Annotated in this window: 13 protein-coding genes; 11 read left to right on the forward strand and 2 right to left on the reverse strand. The window is 43.1% G+C overall.

Annotated features, from left to right (window positions below; all coding sequences use genetic code 11):
• Positions 1-3: 3 nt before the first annotated feature.
• On the reverse strand, positions 4-1329 hold the full coding sequence (locus tag NSQ17_RS06410; RefSeq protein ID WP_135008987.1) for an amino acid permease: 1326 nt from the start codon (positions 1327-1329) through the stop codon (positions 4-6).
• A 329-nt stretch (positions 1330-1658) separates the two neighbouring features.
• Here NSQ17_RS06410 and NSQ17_RS06415 point away from each other — a divergent pair, with 329 nt between their 5' ends.
• Entirely contained in the window at positions 1659-2609 is a 951-nt protein-coding gene (locus NSQ17_RS06415; RefSeq protein ID WP_096881317.1) for a ring-cleaving dioxygenase, read from the forward strand.
• Between the two features lie 42 nt (positions 2610-2651).
• On the opposite strand, the gene NSQ17_RS06420 is transcribed toward NSQ17_RS06415, so the two are convergent.
• Positions 2652-3971 carry a trypsin-like peptidase domain-containing protein gene (locus tag NSQ17_RS06420; RefSeq protein WP_024719608.1) on the reverse strand — a complete coding sequence of 440 codons (1320 nt, stop codon included), beginning with the start codon at positions 3969-3971 and terminating at the stop codon, positions 2652-2654.
• A 169-nt stretch (positions 3972-4140) separates the two neighbouring features.
• On the opposite strand from NSQ17_RS06420, the gene proG reads away from it, so the two are divergent.
• The 10 genes from proG (at position 4141) to NSQ17_RS06470 (ending at position 14536) form a co-directional block, all read left to right on the forward strand.
• A complete protein-coding gene (gene proG, locus NSQ17_RS06425; protein WP_017359139.1) occupies positions 4141-4965 on the forward strand; it encodes a pyrroline-5-carboxylate reductase ProG in 825 nt (274 codons plus the stop codon).
• 189 nt (positions 4966-5154) lie between these two features.
• The gene (locus NSQ17_RS06430) at positions 5155-5979 is read left to right on the forward strand and encodes a M55 family metallopeptidase (protein WP_041092312.1); all 825 of its coding nucleotides are present in this window, start codon (positions 5155-5157) and stop codon (positions 5977-5979) included.
• 18 nt (positions 5980-5997) lie between these two features.
• Positions 5998-6933 carry an ABC transporter permease gene (locus tag NSQ17_RS06435; RefSeq protein ID WP_008346233.1) on the forward strand — a complete coding sequence of 312 codons (936 nt, stop codon included), beginning with the start codon at positions 5998-6000 and terminating at the stop codon, positions 6931-6933.
• Entirely contained in the window at positions 6930-7892 is a 963-nt protein-coding gene (locus NSQ17_RS06440) for an ABC transporter permease (RefSeq protein WP_024719611.1), read from the forward strand. The genes NSQ17_RS06435 and NSQ17_RS06440 overlap by 4 nt, the downstream gene beginning before the upstream one ends.
• A 7-nt stretch (positions 7893-7899) precedes the next feature.
• Positions 7900-8913 carry an ABC transporter ATP-binding protein gene (locus tag NSQ17_RS06445; RefSeq protein ID WP_072367663.1) on the forward strand — a complete coding sequence of 338 codons (1014 nt, stop codon included), beginning with the start codon at positions 7900-7902 and terminating at the stop codon, positions 8911-8913.
• Positions 8910-10529, forward strand: a complete 1620-nt coding sequence (locus NSQ17_RS06450) for a peptide ABC transporter substrate-binding protein (protein ID WP_178897140.1) — start codon at positions 8910-8912, stop codon at positions 10527-10529. Before NSQ17_RS06445 ends, NSQ17_RS06450 begins: the two co-directional genes overlap by 4 nt.
• A gap of 114 nt (positions 10530-10643) precedes the next feature.
• Positions 10644-11585, forward strand: a complete 942-nt coding sequence (locus NSQ17_RS06455; protein ID WP_178897139.1) for an LD-carboxypeptidase — start codon at positions 10644-10646, stop codon at positions 11583-11585.
• Entirely contained in the window at positions 11582-12661 is a 1080-nt protein-coding gene (locus tag NSQ17_RS06460) for a dipeptide epimerase (protein WP_178897138.1), read from the forward strand. Before NSQ17_RS06455 ends, NSQ17_RS06460 begins: the two co-directional genes overlap by 4 nt.
• Positions 12661-13578, forward strand: a complete 918-nt coding sequence (locus NSQ17_RS06465) for an NlpC/P60 family protein (RefSeq protein WP_256689345.1) — start codon at positions 12661-12663, stop codon at positions 13576-13578. The genes NSQ17_RS06460 and NSQ17_RS06465 overlap by 1 nt, the downstream gene beginning before the upstream one ends.
• The gene (locus tag NSQ17_RS06470; RefSeq protein ID WP_008346217.1) at positions 13568-14536 is read left to right on the forward strand and encodes an oligopeptide/dipeptide ABC transporter ATP-binding protein; all 969 of its coding nucleotides are present in this window, start codon (positions 13568-13570) and stop codon (positions 14534-14536) included. Before NSQ17_RS06465 ends, NSQ17_RS06470 begins: the two co-directional genes overlap by 11 nt.
• Positions 14537-14540: the final 4 nt, after the last annotated feature.

Raw genomic sequence — 14540 nt, forward strand, 5'->3', positions numbered from 1 at the left:
GTCTTAGCGCTCTGCTTTATTTTGTGTTTTTTTCATGTAGTAATAAATCGGCAGTCCAGCAATGCCGATCAGCATGGAGATCAGGCAGCTTTGCCAATCGGTGATCATGGTGCTGATTAAGACAAAGAAAGAGCCGGTAATCGCAATGATCGGTGTGAGCGGGTAAAGTGGTACGCTATAAGCGCGCTTCATTCCCTTGTTTTGTTTTCTTAGCTTAAAGACAGCGAAAAAGGCCATCACATAAAAGATGTAAATCATGAAAATCGAAACCTCTGACAGCTTCTCGGGATTACTGACGATCATAAACACAATGGCAATCAAAATCTGTACAAATACAGCGATCCAAGGTGTTTGAAAAGTAGGATGAATGCGTGAAATGGCTTTGGCAAACGGAATTTGTTTTCGTTCTGCCATCGCAAAAATGACACGCGGGAACGAAAGAACCTTTCCATTCAAACAGCCAAAGATACTAATGATGATTCCGATACTAATAATTTTACCGCCAATTGGACCAAAGAGCATTGTAGCAGCTGTGCTTGTTGCATTTTCACCTAGTTGAACGATTTGATCAGCTGGTAACACATGCAAAAGGGCGATGTTAATAAAGAGATAACATGCTGTGACAATTAAAATACCGCCTGCCATCGCGCGAGGAAGCAGTTTCTCTGGATTTTTCATTTCACCGCCAAGCGCTGCAAGCAAAATCCAGCCATCATAGGCGAATAATGTTGCCAAAATTGCTGCACCGAAGTTCATTTGTGCGATACTCTCATTGACGGCTGTGAAAATATGTTCATTTCCTTTCCATAAGCCAAACACAATAATTGCTGCAATTGGAACAAGCTTTCCGATCGTGGTCAGTCCTTGGACAAAACCACCGTATTTCGTTCCCATGATGTTGATCACACATAAAAAAAGAACGGTGATAATGCCAATGGTTGTAGCCCATAAAGAAGAAAGAGAAAATAAATTAGCTAATAATGAACCAAAATAAAGACCAAGAGCACCAATAATCGCTGGTCCGTAAATAATAATTTGCACCCAGCCACATAAGTAGCCCCAAAATTCACCGTATATTTCTTCAAGATAGGCATATAAACCGCCAGTACGTGGGATTTGCGTACCAATTTCAGCGACTGTGAGTCCGCCTGCAAGGGTTAAGATCCCGCCTAACAGCCATGCGAATAAGGCGATGCCTGAGCTTCCTGAATAAGAAAGGACGTTGCCAGGCTTCATAAAAACGCCAGATCCAATAATTGTTCCGATGACAAGAGATAGGGCAAAAAATAAGCCGATGTCTTGTTTTAACGCTGGTTGTTCTTTGTTCATTACACACGACCTCCTGCATCACTTTCGTACGTTACTGTGACATGTATTTTGTTCATTGTAATACGATTTTAGGAAAACAAGAATTAAAAAAATTTTCTGATTTTCGTATTTGTATTTAAAAGTGTTCGTTTATTGGAGATATTAGGATGAATGTTATCTTAAAAGCGAACAATATAAGAATATTTTTGATGTAATGTTAATTTAATGGGCGAAAACCGAACATCCAATAAAGATGCAGCCGAATGGTTGACTTTTCTTCTAAAATGACCTATTTTATTCATAAGGATATTATCTTGAATTCGAGATATTTTATAATAGGAGTGAACACAATGAAAATAAATGGGATTCACCACGTATCAGCACTAACAGCAAATGCTCAGAAAAACGTTGATTTCTACCGCCAAATCCTTGGCTTAAAACTGGTGAAAAAAACAGTCAATCAAGATGATCCATCGATGTATCATCTATTTTATGGAGATGAGGTCGCCTCACCTGGTACAGAGCTGACGTTTTTTGAAATACCGATGCTCGCCCGCCGGCTGGACGGAACAAATGCGATCTCACGCACAGGGTTGATTGTCACTTCAGAAGAGGCACTCACCTTTTGGGAAAAGCGCTTTGAAGAAAAAGGTGTAAAGAAAGAAACAGCTTCTTTAAGAGGCGGCAGACCTGCTTTGAAATTTACAGATCCAGAAGGACAGCAGCTGTTTTTGACTGTAGAACCAAACGTGCAAGATGGAGCGAAGCCACCAGTGCATGATGAGATTCCTGCTGATTTTGCGATCAGAGGTTTGGGACCAGTAGAATTAACAGTCGCAGAAGCAGATAAAACGATCAGTGTGTTAACGAGCATCCTTGGTTTCACAGAAAAAGCACGTGAACAATCAAATGATGGGGAAATCGTGACGATTTTTGAATCAGGACAAGGCGGAGCTGGAACAGAGATTCATGTCATTGAAAAAGCAGAAGGACCTGCTGAGCGATCTGGCAGAGGGAGTGTTCATCACGTAGCTTTTCGTGTAGCGGACGCAGAAGAGCTTGAAAAATGGCATGATAAAATAGCCAAAGCCGGTTTCACCAACTCTGGTGTTGTAGAACGTTTTTATTTTAAAGCCCTATATTTTAGAGAGCCAAACGGCATTTTGTTTGAAATCTCAACAGACGGTCCGGGATTTACAGTGGATGAAAGCGTGGATGAACTTGGTGATCAATTAGCACTTCCGCCATTTTTAGAGCACAAACGAGCAGAAATTGAACAAAGATTGGTCCCAATCAAGTGAACATGAAAAAAGCAGCTCAATTTTTATGAGCTGCTTTTTTCGTTAAGAACTGACTTGCTTTGATTCAGATTGCGTTAATGTCACTTGTTTTGTTTCTTCTTTTCCATTACGAACGAGTGTGATGCTGATGGTATCTCCTACTTTTGCATTCGTGTAAAGCTCGTGGCGTAATTCACTGCCGGTTGTCACTTTTTTGCCATTGATGGCGGTGATAACATCCTCTGCCTTTAATCCAGCTTTTGCAGCAGGTGAGCCAGCAGCGATTTCTTTTACGTACACGCCTTTATCCAGCTGACTGCTTGTCAGTCCAAGCGTTTCCTTCTGATAAGCATCTGGTACTTGTTCGAGATCAAGCATGCTGATACCGATATAAGGTCGTTCGATTTTTCCTTTTGTGAGAAGCTGCTCTGCAATTGGTTTGACATCATTGATTGGGAGCGCAAACCCGATACCTTCCACACCTGTTTCAGAAATTTTCATACTGGTGATCCCCACAACCTTTCCGTCTGTTGTTAAAAGCGGTCCGCCGCTGTTACCGGGGTTAATGGCGGCATCTGTTTGAATGACATTAATACTGCTTTCGCCAGCTGATGTATCCATAGAAACTGTTCGATCGACACCGCTGACAATTCCTTGTGTCACTGTTCTTGATAAATCTTCACCAAGCGGGTTTCCGATTGCGATGACGGTTTCTCCTGCACGAAGGGATGAGGAGTCTCCAAGTTCAGCGACTTTTGTAACGCCGCTGCTGCTAATTTCCACGACAGCAAGATCAGTCAGCGGGTCAGAACCAACCACTTTTCCTGCTACCGTCTTGCCATTATGCAAGGAGACTGTTAATTTATTTGCTCCTTCAATCACATGGTTGTTTGTTAATACATAGGCTTTACTGCCGGATTTTTTGAAAATAACCCCTGATCCGGTACCGCTTTCTTGTTCTTGACTGCTGCTGTTTTGATTTTGCTGTGATCCATCAAAAGGTGTGTTCATATCGCCAAAATCTGTGGTTGTTTGACTTTGTGTTTGATAGTTTGTAATGCCGACGATGGCTGGTGATACGTTTTCGACCATATTTGAAATACTGCTGGTCGAATTCGATGTTTGTGACGCTGTTGTTTTTGACGAATTTGTACTTGTATCATTTGTCGATACAGCGGCTGTTTTCGTTGACGAATCAGTTGAACTATTTTCTGAATGCTGAGCATATGGAGTTAGAACGTAAACACCTAACGCTAACGTACCTCCTACAATCCCGCTGACAAATGGCTTCAGCCAGCCACTTGGCTTCTTCTGCTTTTGTTTCGGTTGTTCAATGGTTTGTAATTCATAAGAAGTGTGTTTTTCATCTTTGTGATGTGTCATCAAGATCACTCTCTTTCATCGATTTTTACATGTATGTGTTTAAGGTGAATGACCGTATGTGGTGGATACTGACTTTATCGTAAGAAAAAAGTGTGGGATAAAAATGAAAACATTGTGGGAAATTGTTAAAATAAGTAGTGAATCTAAGCAAAATAGAGGAGATTAAACTGTGGAGACTATTGGAATCATTGGATATGGAAGCATGGCAGATATGATGGTACAAAAATGGCTGGACAAAGGTGTACTTCATGCCAGTCAGTTTATGATCCATACAAGAAGTGAAACGGAGCGGCTGCAACAGCTGAAAGAGAAGAACCAGCATGTCAACATTTGCTCTTTAGATGACATCTCTGCATCATGTGATGTCGTGTTTGTTTGTGTACCACCGCTTGCTGTACTTGACGTATTAGATCAGCTGAGCCCCGCAAAGACATCTCTTCATATCGTATCAGTGGCAGCGGCTGTCACGTTAGACAAATTAATGCAACATACGAATCAGCCGGTTTCTAGATACATTCCCACTTTGACATCAGCCGTAGGGACGGGTGTATCCCTTGTGGCGCATGGTGAAACCACTGGACAGGAGGCACAAGAACGACTCCACCGCCTGCTTTCAGCTTTTAGTATCGTCAGGGAAGTAGAAGAGGACCGGTTTGATGCGGCGAGTAATTTGACAAGCTCTTCTCCGGGCTTTATTGCAGCAATCTTTGAAGAAATGGCGAGAGCCGCTGTTCGGAATAGTGAGCTTTCTTTAGAAGAAGCCTATGAATTTTTAACATATGCGCTGCTCGGTACAGGACAAGTTCTTGTTGAACACGGACTGACATTTGCTGAAACGGTGAATAGGGTCGCAACAAAAGGCGGGATTACAGGAGAAGGCGCTGCAGTCATCCAGCAGCAGGCACCGCAAATGTTCGATGACTTGTTTACACAAACGATGAAAAAATATGCGCAGCTAAAATCGCAAATCGATGAAGCAGACAAACACCACTAAAGACATAGCTAGTGGTGTTTTTTCTGTCAAATAAATCCTTTATCATCAATGCTTTTGACCTGTATTACCTGAGTCTAATTTCCTTATTTTCAGACATTGTATTGAAAAATCAATCAAGTTCTCATATAATTTTTTAGAAAATTTAGAAAAATATACACAAATTTTAAGTTTAATTAAAGGGGGATGGGGATGAAGCTCTATGTATCAGTCGATATGGAGGGAATTACTGGTCTAGCTGATCATACATTTGTTGATAGCCGCCAGCACAATTATGAGCGCGGGAGAAAAATCATGACAGGTGAAGTGAACGCCTGTGTAGAAGCTCTTCTTACACATGGGGCGACCGATATTTTAGTGAATGATAGCCATTCTAAAATGAATAATCTGTTGATTGAAGATTTGCATGAGGAAGCATCTCTCATATCAGGCGATGTAAAGCCTTATTCAATGGTCCAAGGATTAGATCAAACGTATGATGCCGCTGTTTTTTTAGGCTACCATGCGAGGGCATCAATGAAAGGTGTGATGTCTCACAGTATGATTTTTGGTGTCAGACATTTTTACATAAATGATCATCCAGTTGGTGAAATGGGCTTTAATGCGTATGTCGCAGGCTATTATGGTGTTCCAGTCATTCTTGTATGCGGAGACGATCAAGCGGCACTTGAAGCCGAAAAGTTAATGCCTGGCGTGAAAACAGTGGCGGTGAAAGAAACCATTTCAAGATCTGCTGTGAAATGCTTAACACCAGCGAAAGTAAGCACCCTCATCTCGCAGCAAGTGGAAGCTGCCATGAAACAAATTCATCAAATGAAGCCGCTCACGCCTCCTGAGCAGCCAGTGCTGAAAATCGAGTTTGCCAATTATGGACAAGCCGAATGGGCGAATTTAATGCCGGGTACGGCCATCATCGAAGGGACAACAACGGTGACGTACCAAGCAGAGAATATATTAGAAGCCTACCAAGCGATGCTTGTCATGACAGAGCTTGCCGCACGTACAACATTTTGTTAAGCGAGGGGGAGACAGCAGATGGCCAGCTTTTTGCTCAAGCGTTTGATTGCGATGATTGCCACGATTTTAACGATTACGACGTTAACGTTTATTTTAATGAAGGTCATCCCAGGATCGCCCTTCAATGAAGAACGAAATACAAACGAAACTGTCCAGCGAAACCTCGAAAGCTACTATCACTTAGACGAACCACTCTATGTTCAATATATGATCTATTTAAAATCCATCGTTACTTTTGATTTTGGTCCTTCCATTAAAAAGCCTTCTGAAAGTGTCAATGATTTATTGGCGAGAGGTTTTCCAGTCTCATTAGAACTTGGTCTTATCTCTATTTTGATTGCTGTCATCTCCGGCATCTTGCTCGGAATCATGGCTGCCCTCCGGCATAATGGCTTGATTGATTATATCGCCATGACGATTGCTGTTTTCGGTATATCCATACCAAACTTTATCTTTGCTACCTTATTAATTCAACAGCTTGCTGTGAATGTAAAGCTCTTTCCTACAGCGATGTGGACAAGTCCAATGCATATGGTGCTTCCTACCATTGCACTGGCGGTAGGTCCAATGGCTATCATTGCCCGGTTAACGAGATCGAGCATGATAGAAGTGCTGTCGCAGGACTATATTCGAACTGCAAAAGCGAAAGGACTTTCCCCTTATAAAATTGTGTTTAAACATGCCCTGCGGAATGCGCTTTTACCTGTTGTCACGATCCTCGGCACACTTGTCGCAAGTATTTTAACAGGCAGTTTTGTGATTGAAAAAATATTTGCGATCCCAGGAATGGGAAAATATTTTGTCGAGAGTATTAACAACCGTGACTATCCTGTCATCATGGGAACCACTGTTTTTTACAGCATCATCTTAATTACCCTTCTTTTCATTGTAGATGTGACATATCGTCTGCTTGATCCAAGGATCCAGCTGCATCAGAAAGGAGGAAAGGCATGAGTATACATCTCCAGCATGATCAAACGAATCAAGCGCATGAAGTGCCAGATGAATGGTTTGCTCCTAAAGAACAAAAGACATCTGAAGTCCATGCCATTAAAAGACCCTCGCTTTCGTATTGGGCAGATACTTGGCGACGGTTAAAACAAAATAAACTCGCTATGTTTAGTTTATCGGTGCTGATTTTCCTTTTCGTCATGGCTGTATTAGGCCCACTCCTGGCACCGAATAGTGTGACAGAACAGCGGCTTTCCATGCAAAACTTGCCACCTTCAGCTGCTCACTGGTTTGGAACAGATGAACTTGGACGTGATGTGTTTACACGTACTTGGTACGGCGCACGCATTTCATTATTTGTGGGCGTGATGGCCGCTCTCATTGATTTTGCAATCGGTGTCATCTATGGCGGTATTGCAGGCTATAAAGGCGGGAAGTATGACCATGTCATGATGCGGATTGTCGAGGTGCTTTACGGTCTGCCGTATTTACTCGTCGTCATTTTATTGATGGTTCTGATGGGGCCTGGGCTTGTCACTATTATTGTGGCGCTCACTGTCACAGGATGGATTGGGATGGCAAGAATCGTGAGAGGTCAAGTCCTTCAGCTGAAAAGCCAAGAATATGTCCTTGCCTCGAAAACCTTTGGCGCAAAAAGTCTGCGCATCATCCGCAGAAATTTACTGCCGAATACGATGGGACCGATTATTGTGCAGATGACGCTAACTGTACCAACAGCGATATTTGCTGAAGCGTTCTTAAGTTTTCTTGGTTTAGGGATTCAAGCGCCGTTTGCAAGCTGGGGTGTGATGGCCAATGATGCCTTGCCGACAGTGCTATCAGATAATGGTCACTGGTGGCGTTTATTCTTTCCGGCATTTTTTATTTCGCTGACGATGTTTTGCTTTAATAATTTAGGTGATGGCTTGCAAGATGCGCTTGATCCGAAGATGAAGAGGTGATGGCGTGATGAAAAAAATGCTTCGGATTATCGATCTGCATGTTAGCTTTCGGACATATGGCGGTTCTGTTCAAGCGGTACGCGGGGTGAATGTGGATGTGTATGAAAAAGAAACCCTCGCCATAGTAGGAGAATCAGGCTGCGGAAAAAGTGTGACGTCTCAAAGTATCATGCGGCTTCTCCCTGCATACAGCGCACAAGTCGATCAAGGGGAAATTTGGTTTCGTGATCGCAACTTGCTGTCATTATCTGAAAAAGACATGCGAAGCATACGTGGTGTCGATATCTCCATGATTTTTCAAGATCCTATGACGGCACTCAACCCGACGCTGACAATTGGAGATCAGCTGATGGAGGCTGCAAAAGTGCATCGGAAGCTGACAAAAAAAGAAGTGAAAGAAGAGGCGCTTCGTATGCTTGATTTGGTGGGGATTCCGCAGCCGAAAGAGAGGCTGAAGCAATATCCGCATCAATTCAGCGGTGGCATGAGGCAGCGGCTCATGATTGCAATGGCTCTTATTTGTGAGCCGAAGGTGCTGATTGCAGATGAACCGACAACTGCACTTGATGTCACCATACAGGCGCAGATTTTAGAACTATTTAAAGAGATTCAGAAAAAAACAGGCGTGACGATTATTTTAATCACACATGACCTAGGGGTCGTAGCACAAGTCGCTGATCGAGTGGCTGTCATGTACGGGGGGAAAATCGTTGAAGTTGGGACAAGGCGAGATATCTTTTACAGTCCACAGCATCCCTATACAAAAGGGCTGCTGCAATCCGTTCCAAGGCTGGATATGAAGGATGAACTCATTCCTATTGAAGGAAGCCCGCCAGATTTATTTGCTCCGCCAAAAGGTTGTCCATACACCGATCGATGTCCGTCTGCGATGAAAGTGTGTGATCATATTATGCCGCATGAAACGCAGCGTTCACCTACACATGCAGTACATTGCTGGCTTCAAGATGAACGAGCGAAGCAAACGGTTTTATCTTCAACACAAAGGGGGAGTTTTTCATGAGAAAAACAGGTTGGATTCTCAGTATGTGCTTTATCACAGTGATGCTGCTTGCAGGATGTACAGCCAATGAGCAAGCAGGCAAAGGATCTTCAAGCAAGGGTGAAGAGAAAGTTTTAACATTAAATAACGAAAACGAACCGACATCATTTGATCCGCCCATTGGTTTTAATAATGTGTCCTGGCAAGGGCTCAATAACTTAATGGAAGGATTAACGAGACTGAATGAGAAGCACGAGCCATCTGCTGCCATGGCAGAAAAATGGGACATCTCAAAGGACGGAAAAACGTACACGTTCCATTTAAGGGACGGGATAAAGTGGTCAAATGGTGATCCAGTCAAAGCAAGTGACTTTGAATATGCGTGGAAGCGGCTGCTAGATCCAAAGACGGGCTCTTCTGCGGCATTCTTAGCTTATATGATTGAAGGGGGCGAAGCGTTTAACAGCGGAAAAGGGAAGAAAGAAGATGTAAAAGTCAAGGCTGTTAATGATCAAACGCTAGAGGTCAAGCTAGCATACCCGCAGAAATCTTTCTTAAATATGACGGCAAACCCTGCCTTTTTCCCAGTGAATGAGAAGGTAGCGGAAAAGGACCCAAACTGGGCCAAGGATGCGAAAACCTTTGTCGGCAATGGACCGTTTAAGCTGACAGAGTGGAAGCATGATGAAAGCTTTACAATGGAAAAAAATGACACATATTGGGACGAACAAACGGTCAAGCTAGATCAAGTGAAATGGCTCATGATCAGTGATCGAAACACAGATTACCAAATGTATCAATCAGGAGATTTAGATACGGCCTTCGTTCCCGCAGAACAAAGTGAAGACCTGTTAAAAAGCAAAGATGTGCAAATTGAGGATCAAGCAGGGCTGTTTTTTTATCGTCTAAATGTCAACATGGAGCCTTTTCAAAATAAGAACATTCGCAAAGCCTTTCAAATGGCGATCAATCCTCAGGATATTGTAGAGTATGTGACGAAAAATGAAGAGAAGCCAGCACGTGCCTTCGTTTCACCAGGAATTTTAGATTCAAAGGGTGAAGATTTCAGAGAAGCTGGCGGCGACCTTGTCAAACATGATACGAGTGAAGCTGTAAAACTATTAGAAAAAGGGTTGAAAGAAGAGAACTATTCAAAGCTGCCGCCTGTCACATTAACATACAGTACAAAGCCTGAAAATAAGAAGAAAGCAGAAGCCATTCAGCAGCAATTAAAAGAAGCGCTAGGGGTAGATGTGAAGCTTGCAAACATGGAAGCAAATGTGTTTACAGAAGATCAAAAGGCACTCAAATTCCAATTCTCGCAAAGTTCATTTCTAGCTGACTATGCAGACCCTATCAATTTCTTAGAGAGCTTCCAAACAGGAAATGCGATGAACCGGACAGGTTGGTCAAATGATACGTATGATCAGCTGATCAAAAAGGCGAGTCAAGAAGCAGATGAACAAAAGAGAAATCGTATGCTGCATGATGCCGAGGCACTTCTGATGGAAGAAGCACCGATCATTCCCATTCATTTTTATAACCAAGTCTATTTACAAAAAGAAGGCGTAAAGGGCATTGTCCGCCATCCTGTTGGTTACATTGATTTGAAATGGGCACAGGTAGATGGAGAGTAAATGAAAAAATGAGAGAACGGGACGCTTTGAAAAAAGCGTCTGTTCCTTTATTTGTTCATGTTATGAAGAAGATGCCCATAGATTGAAAGAAACGAAGAGAAAGAGGGGATTGGCATGAACCAGCTGCCAGTGGCACTTCAAACAGGAGATACAGTGGGAATCATTGCACCAGCAAGCCCGCCTGATGAGCTGAAATTAGCAAGAGGTATTTCTTTTTTAGAAAGCTTAGGGCTAAAGGTGAAAAAGGGGAAGTATATCAACTCCCGGTATGGTTATTTAGCAGCTCATGATCATGAACGAGTGGAAGATATTCATCACATGTTTCAAGATCCAGACGTGAAGGCAGTGATTTGTGCTTGCGGAGGATACGGAACAGGAAGAATTGCAGAAGCCATTGATTATGACTTGATTCGCCGGAACCCAAAAATCTTTTGGGGATACAGTGATATTACGTTTTTACATACAGCCATTCAGCAGCAGACGGGTCTTGTGACCTTTCATGGTCCAATGCTCTCCTCTGATGTGGGACTTGAAGAGGTTCATCCGTATACAAAGGATACCTTTTTACAGCTATTCACTCCAAAAGCCTTTTCGTATACGAACCACCTGTCACCTCTTCACACTTTTTATCATGGCACGGCTTCAGGCGAAATCACCGGAGGAAATCTTGCCCTTATTGTCACGACACTTGGTACACCTTTTGAAATTGATACAAAGGGGAAGCTTTTATTGATAGAAGATATAGACGAAGAACCATATAAAATCGATCGAATGATGCAGCACCTAGCCTCTGCAGGAAAATTACATGATGCGGTGGGATTTATCATTGGTGATTTTCATCAATGTGAGCCGAAAAAGAAAGAGCAGTCGTTAACGCTGGATCAGTTATGGGAGACGTATATTGTCCCGCAACAGAAACCTGCACTTGGCGGCTTTCGGATCGGTCATTCCTCTCCAAACTTCGCCATTCCAATCGGCGTGCAGGCTACATTAGATGCTACAGGGAAAAAACTGCATATTTCCCCAGGTGTTGCAGCGAAAGAGGCGATCAAATGAAAATCGTAGATGTTCGCACATGCAGAACGAGTGTACCGCTAAAGAAGCCTTTCAAAACAGCATTAAGAACGGTGTATGACGCCGCATCTCTTATTGTGATCATCACCTATGATCAAGGTGATGTCAGCTATGGAGAGGCAGTGCCGACATCGGTCATAACAGGTGAAACACTGGAAAGTATCGACTATGCTATTTGCGCTGTGATGAGGCCGATCTTGATTGGGGCCTCATTGTCACAATATGAACAAATCTTTTCAGCGATCGACCGTGTACTTGCAGGAAACACGAGTGCAAAGGCTGCAATAGATATGGCGATTTACGATGGTTTAGCGAAGCAGGCTGGCCTGCCACTTTATCAATATCTTGGTGGTTATCGTGATCAGCTGGAAACGGATTATACGGTTAGTGTCAACCGTCCGCTAGAAATGGCAGAGGATGCGAAGCAATATGCAGCTGAAGGCTTTCGTACCTTAAAGATCAAAGTGGGAAAAGATGATATAGATACGGATATTCAGCGGATCAAACGGATTCGAGAAAAAGTCGGGCCTGATATTCAAATCAGGCTTGACGCCAACCAAGGCTGGACATGGAAGGAAGCGATTGTCGCCATTCGAAAAATGGAGGCACTCGATATTGAACTAGTCGAGCAGCCAGTGCCTAAAGAAGACATCGAGGGTCTGCGCCGGGTGACGGAAGCAACAGACACATTAATTATGGCAGATGAAAGTATTTTTAGCATCCATGATGCCATCAAGGTGTTAGAAACGAGAAGCTGTGATCTCATCAACTTAAAATTAATGAAAACAGGTGGTATCAAAAAAGCGCTGAAAATCAATAGTTTAGCAGAAGCATACGGCGTCAAGTGCATGGTTGGCAGTATGATCGAATCAAAACTAGGGATTACCGCAGCCGCTCATCTTGCTGCAAGCCAACCGAATATTACCCGTTACGATTTTGATGCGCCGCTTATGCTCAAAGAGGACTTAATAGACGGAGGAATTATCTATCAAGGAAAAGATATTCTCTTTCCGCCGCATCATGGGTTAGGCATTCAAGAAGTGAAAGGGGTCTTGTGATGTTATATGAATCAAAGGTTCCAGTCGCAAATATATGGACAGCACCGCAGTCACCGAGAGAAATGGATCGACACGTTCTTCAAAGTTCCGTCCAGATCAAAGAATGGATTGATGAGCAAACATATGAACAGAAATTGGCCTTATGTGAAGAAAACCTTATTCAAACCCAAGTACTGCTTGGCGAACGAGTCATTGGGCTGGAGGAGACAGATGGCTGGATGAAAGTTGTCATCCCGCAGCAGGCAAGCCGGAAACACCCGCAAGGCTATCCAGGTTATATCCCTGTAGAGCAATTAAATGAAGTATCAGAGAGTGAACCACCTGCTAGTCCCTTGATTGTTTGTCAGAAAAAAGCGGTTTTATATCAAAACGGAACACCGGATATGGAGGTTAGTTTTTTAACAGAACTAGCACCTGTTGAAGAAACGAGCGATTCCTTTGATGTTCTAACTCCAGTAGGAAGAAGAGAAATCAAAAAAGAAGATGTGCGCCGTGCTTCATCACCTTCTTCTATGAGCGGTAAGGATGCCTTAGCTATAGGAAAACAATTTATTGGACTGTCATATTTGTGGGGCGGCATGAGCAGCTATGGCTACGACTGTTCGGGTTTTGTTTACAGCATGTACAAAGCGTGTGGATGTTTATTACCGAGAGACGCAAGTGACCAAGCAGTTCAAGGAACTCCAGTCGCATCAAACCATTTGGCGCCAGGTGATCTCATGTTTTTTGCCAATGACAATGGGAAGGGAGCAGTTCGCCATGTAGGGATGTATGCTGGAGATGGCATGATGCTTCACTCACCTAAAACGGGCAGACAGATTGAACTTCTTTCTCTTTCTGGTACTTCATATGAACAGGAATGGGCAGGAACAAGGCGGTATTTGAAAGCTGAGAGGGGGAGATGTGATGGGAAGTGAACCACTTCTGCAAGTCAACAACTTAAAAAAGCATTTTCATCTATCGAAAGGAAGAACGTTAAAAGCATTAGATGGTGTCACCTTTCAGCTGAAACAAGGCGAAACCTTTGGTCTTGTTGGTGAGTCAGGCTGCGGTAAATCTACACTTGGAAAAGTGCTCATGCGGCTTTATGACCCGACAGAAGGTGAAGCTTTGTATGAAGGGAAAAGTCTCCATCACTTATCGAACCGAGAATCATTTGATTTCAATAGGCAAATTCAAATGGTGTTTCAAGATCCGTATTCTTCTTTAAATCCTAGGCTCTCTGTAAAAGATATTATGCTAGAACCGATGGAGATCCACCAATTGTATGGCAGTCAAAAAAAAAGACTCGAGCGTGTGAAGGAACTGCTTGAAGCGGTGGGGCTAAGTCATGATTTTGCTACACGCTATCCTCACGAATTCAGCGGAGGTCAGAGGCAGAGAATAGGGATTGCTAGAGCACTAGCCTTATCGCCAAAGTTTATCGTGGCAGATGAGCCGATTTCTGCACTTGATGTATCCGTTCAAGCTCAAGTCGTGAATTTGCTGAAAAAACTGCAAAAAGAAGAAGGATTGACGTTTTTATTTATTGCCCATGATTTATCGATGGTCAAATATATTAGCGATCGAATCGGTGTCATGTACTTAGGACATCTCGTGGAGATGACCAGCAGTGATGCTTTATATAAAACACCGCTTCATCCATATACACAAGCATTGCTGTCTGCTATCCCGATTCCAGATCCTGATGTGGAAGATAAACGCAAGCGGTTTATTTTAAAGGGAGAAATTCCAAGTCCAGTGAATCCGCCAAGCGGCTGCGTATTTCGGACAAGATGTCCTGCTGCAATGGATGTATGTGCGGACAAAAAGCCAGTATTACAAGCAGTCGAAGAAGGACATGAAGTGGCTTGTCATTTATATGATAGGAAGTAGATAG

Origin of the sequence: Bacillus sp. FSL W8-0629 (genome assembly GCF_038593225.1) — a bacterium.
Lineage (GTDB): Bacteria > Bacillota > Bacilli > Bacillales > Bacillaceae > Bacillus > Bacillus altitudinis.

What these genes read in the sequence shown, in the direction of transcription:
- NSQ17_RS06410 (WP_135008987.1), bottom strand. Translation starts at nt 1,329, where the DNA reads ATGAACAAAGAACAACCAGCGTTAAAACAAGACATCGGCTTATTTTTT.
- NSQ17_RS06415 (WP_096881317.1), top strand. Translation starts at nt 1,659, where the DNA reads ATGAAAATAAATGGGATTCACCACGTATCAGCACTAACAGCAAATGCT.
- NSQ17_RS06420 (WP_024719608.1), bottom strand. Translation starts at nt 3,971, where the DNA reads ATGACACATCACAAAGATGAAAAACACACTTCTTATGAATTACAAACC.
- NSQ17_RS06430 (WP_041092312.1), top strand. Translation starts at nt 5,155, where the DNA reads ATGAAGCTCTATGTATCAGTCGATATGGAGGGAATTACTGGTCTAGCT.
- NSQ17_RS06435 (WP_008346233.1), top strand. Translation starts at nt 5,998, where the DNA reads ATGGCCAGCTTTTTGCTCAAGCGTTTGATTGCGATGATTGCCACGATT.
- NSQ17_RS06440 (WP_024719611.1), top strand. Translation starts at nt 6,930, where the DNA reads ATGAGTATACATCTCCAGCATGATCAAACGAATCAAGCGCATGAAGTG.
- NSQ17_RS06445 (WP_072367663.1), top strand. Translation starts at nt 7,900, where the DNA reads ATGAAAAAAATGCTTCGGATTATCGATCTGCATGTTAGCTTTCGGACA.
- NSQ17_RS06450 (WP_178897140.1), top strand. Translation starts at nt 8,910, where the DNA reads ATGAGAAAAACAGGTTGGATTCTCAGTATGTGCTTTATCACAGTGATG.
- NSQ17_RS06455 (WP_178897139.1), top strand. Translation starts at nt 10,644, where the DNA reads ATGAACCAGCTGCCAGTGGCACTTCAAACAGGAGATACAGTGGGAATC.
- NSQ17_RS06460 (WP_178897138.1), top strand. Translation starts at nt 11,582, where the DNA reads ATGAAAATCGTAGATGTTCGCACATGCAGAACGAGTGTACCGCTAAAG.
- NSQ17_RS06465 (WP_256689345.1), top strand. Translation starts at nt 12,661, where the DNA reads ATGTTATATGAATCAAAGGTTCCAGTCGCAAATATATGGACAGCACCG.
- NSQ17_RS06470 (WP_008346217.1), top strand. Translation starts at nt 13,568, where the DNA reads ATGGGAAGTGAACCACTTCTGCAAGTCAACAACTTAAAAAAGCATTTT.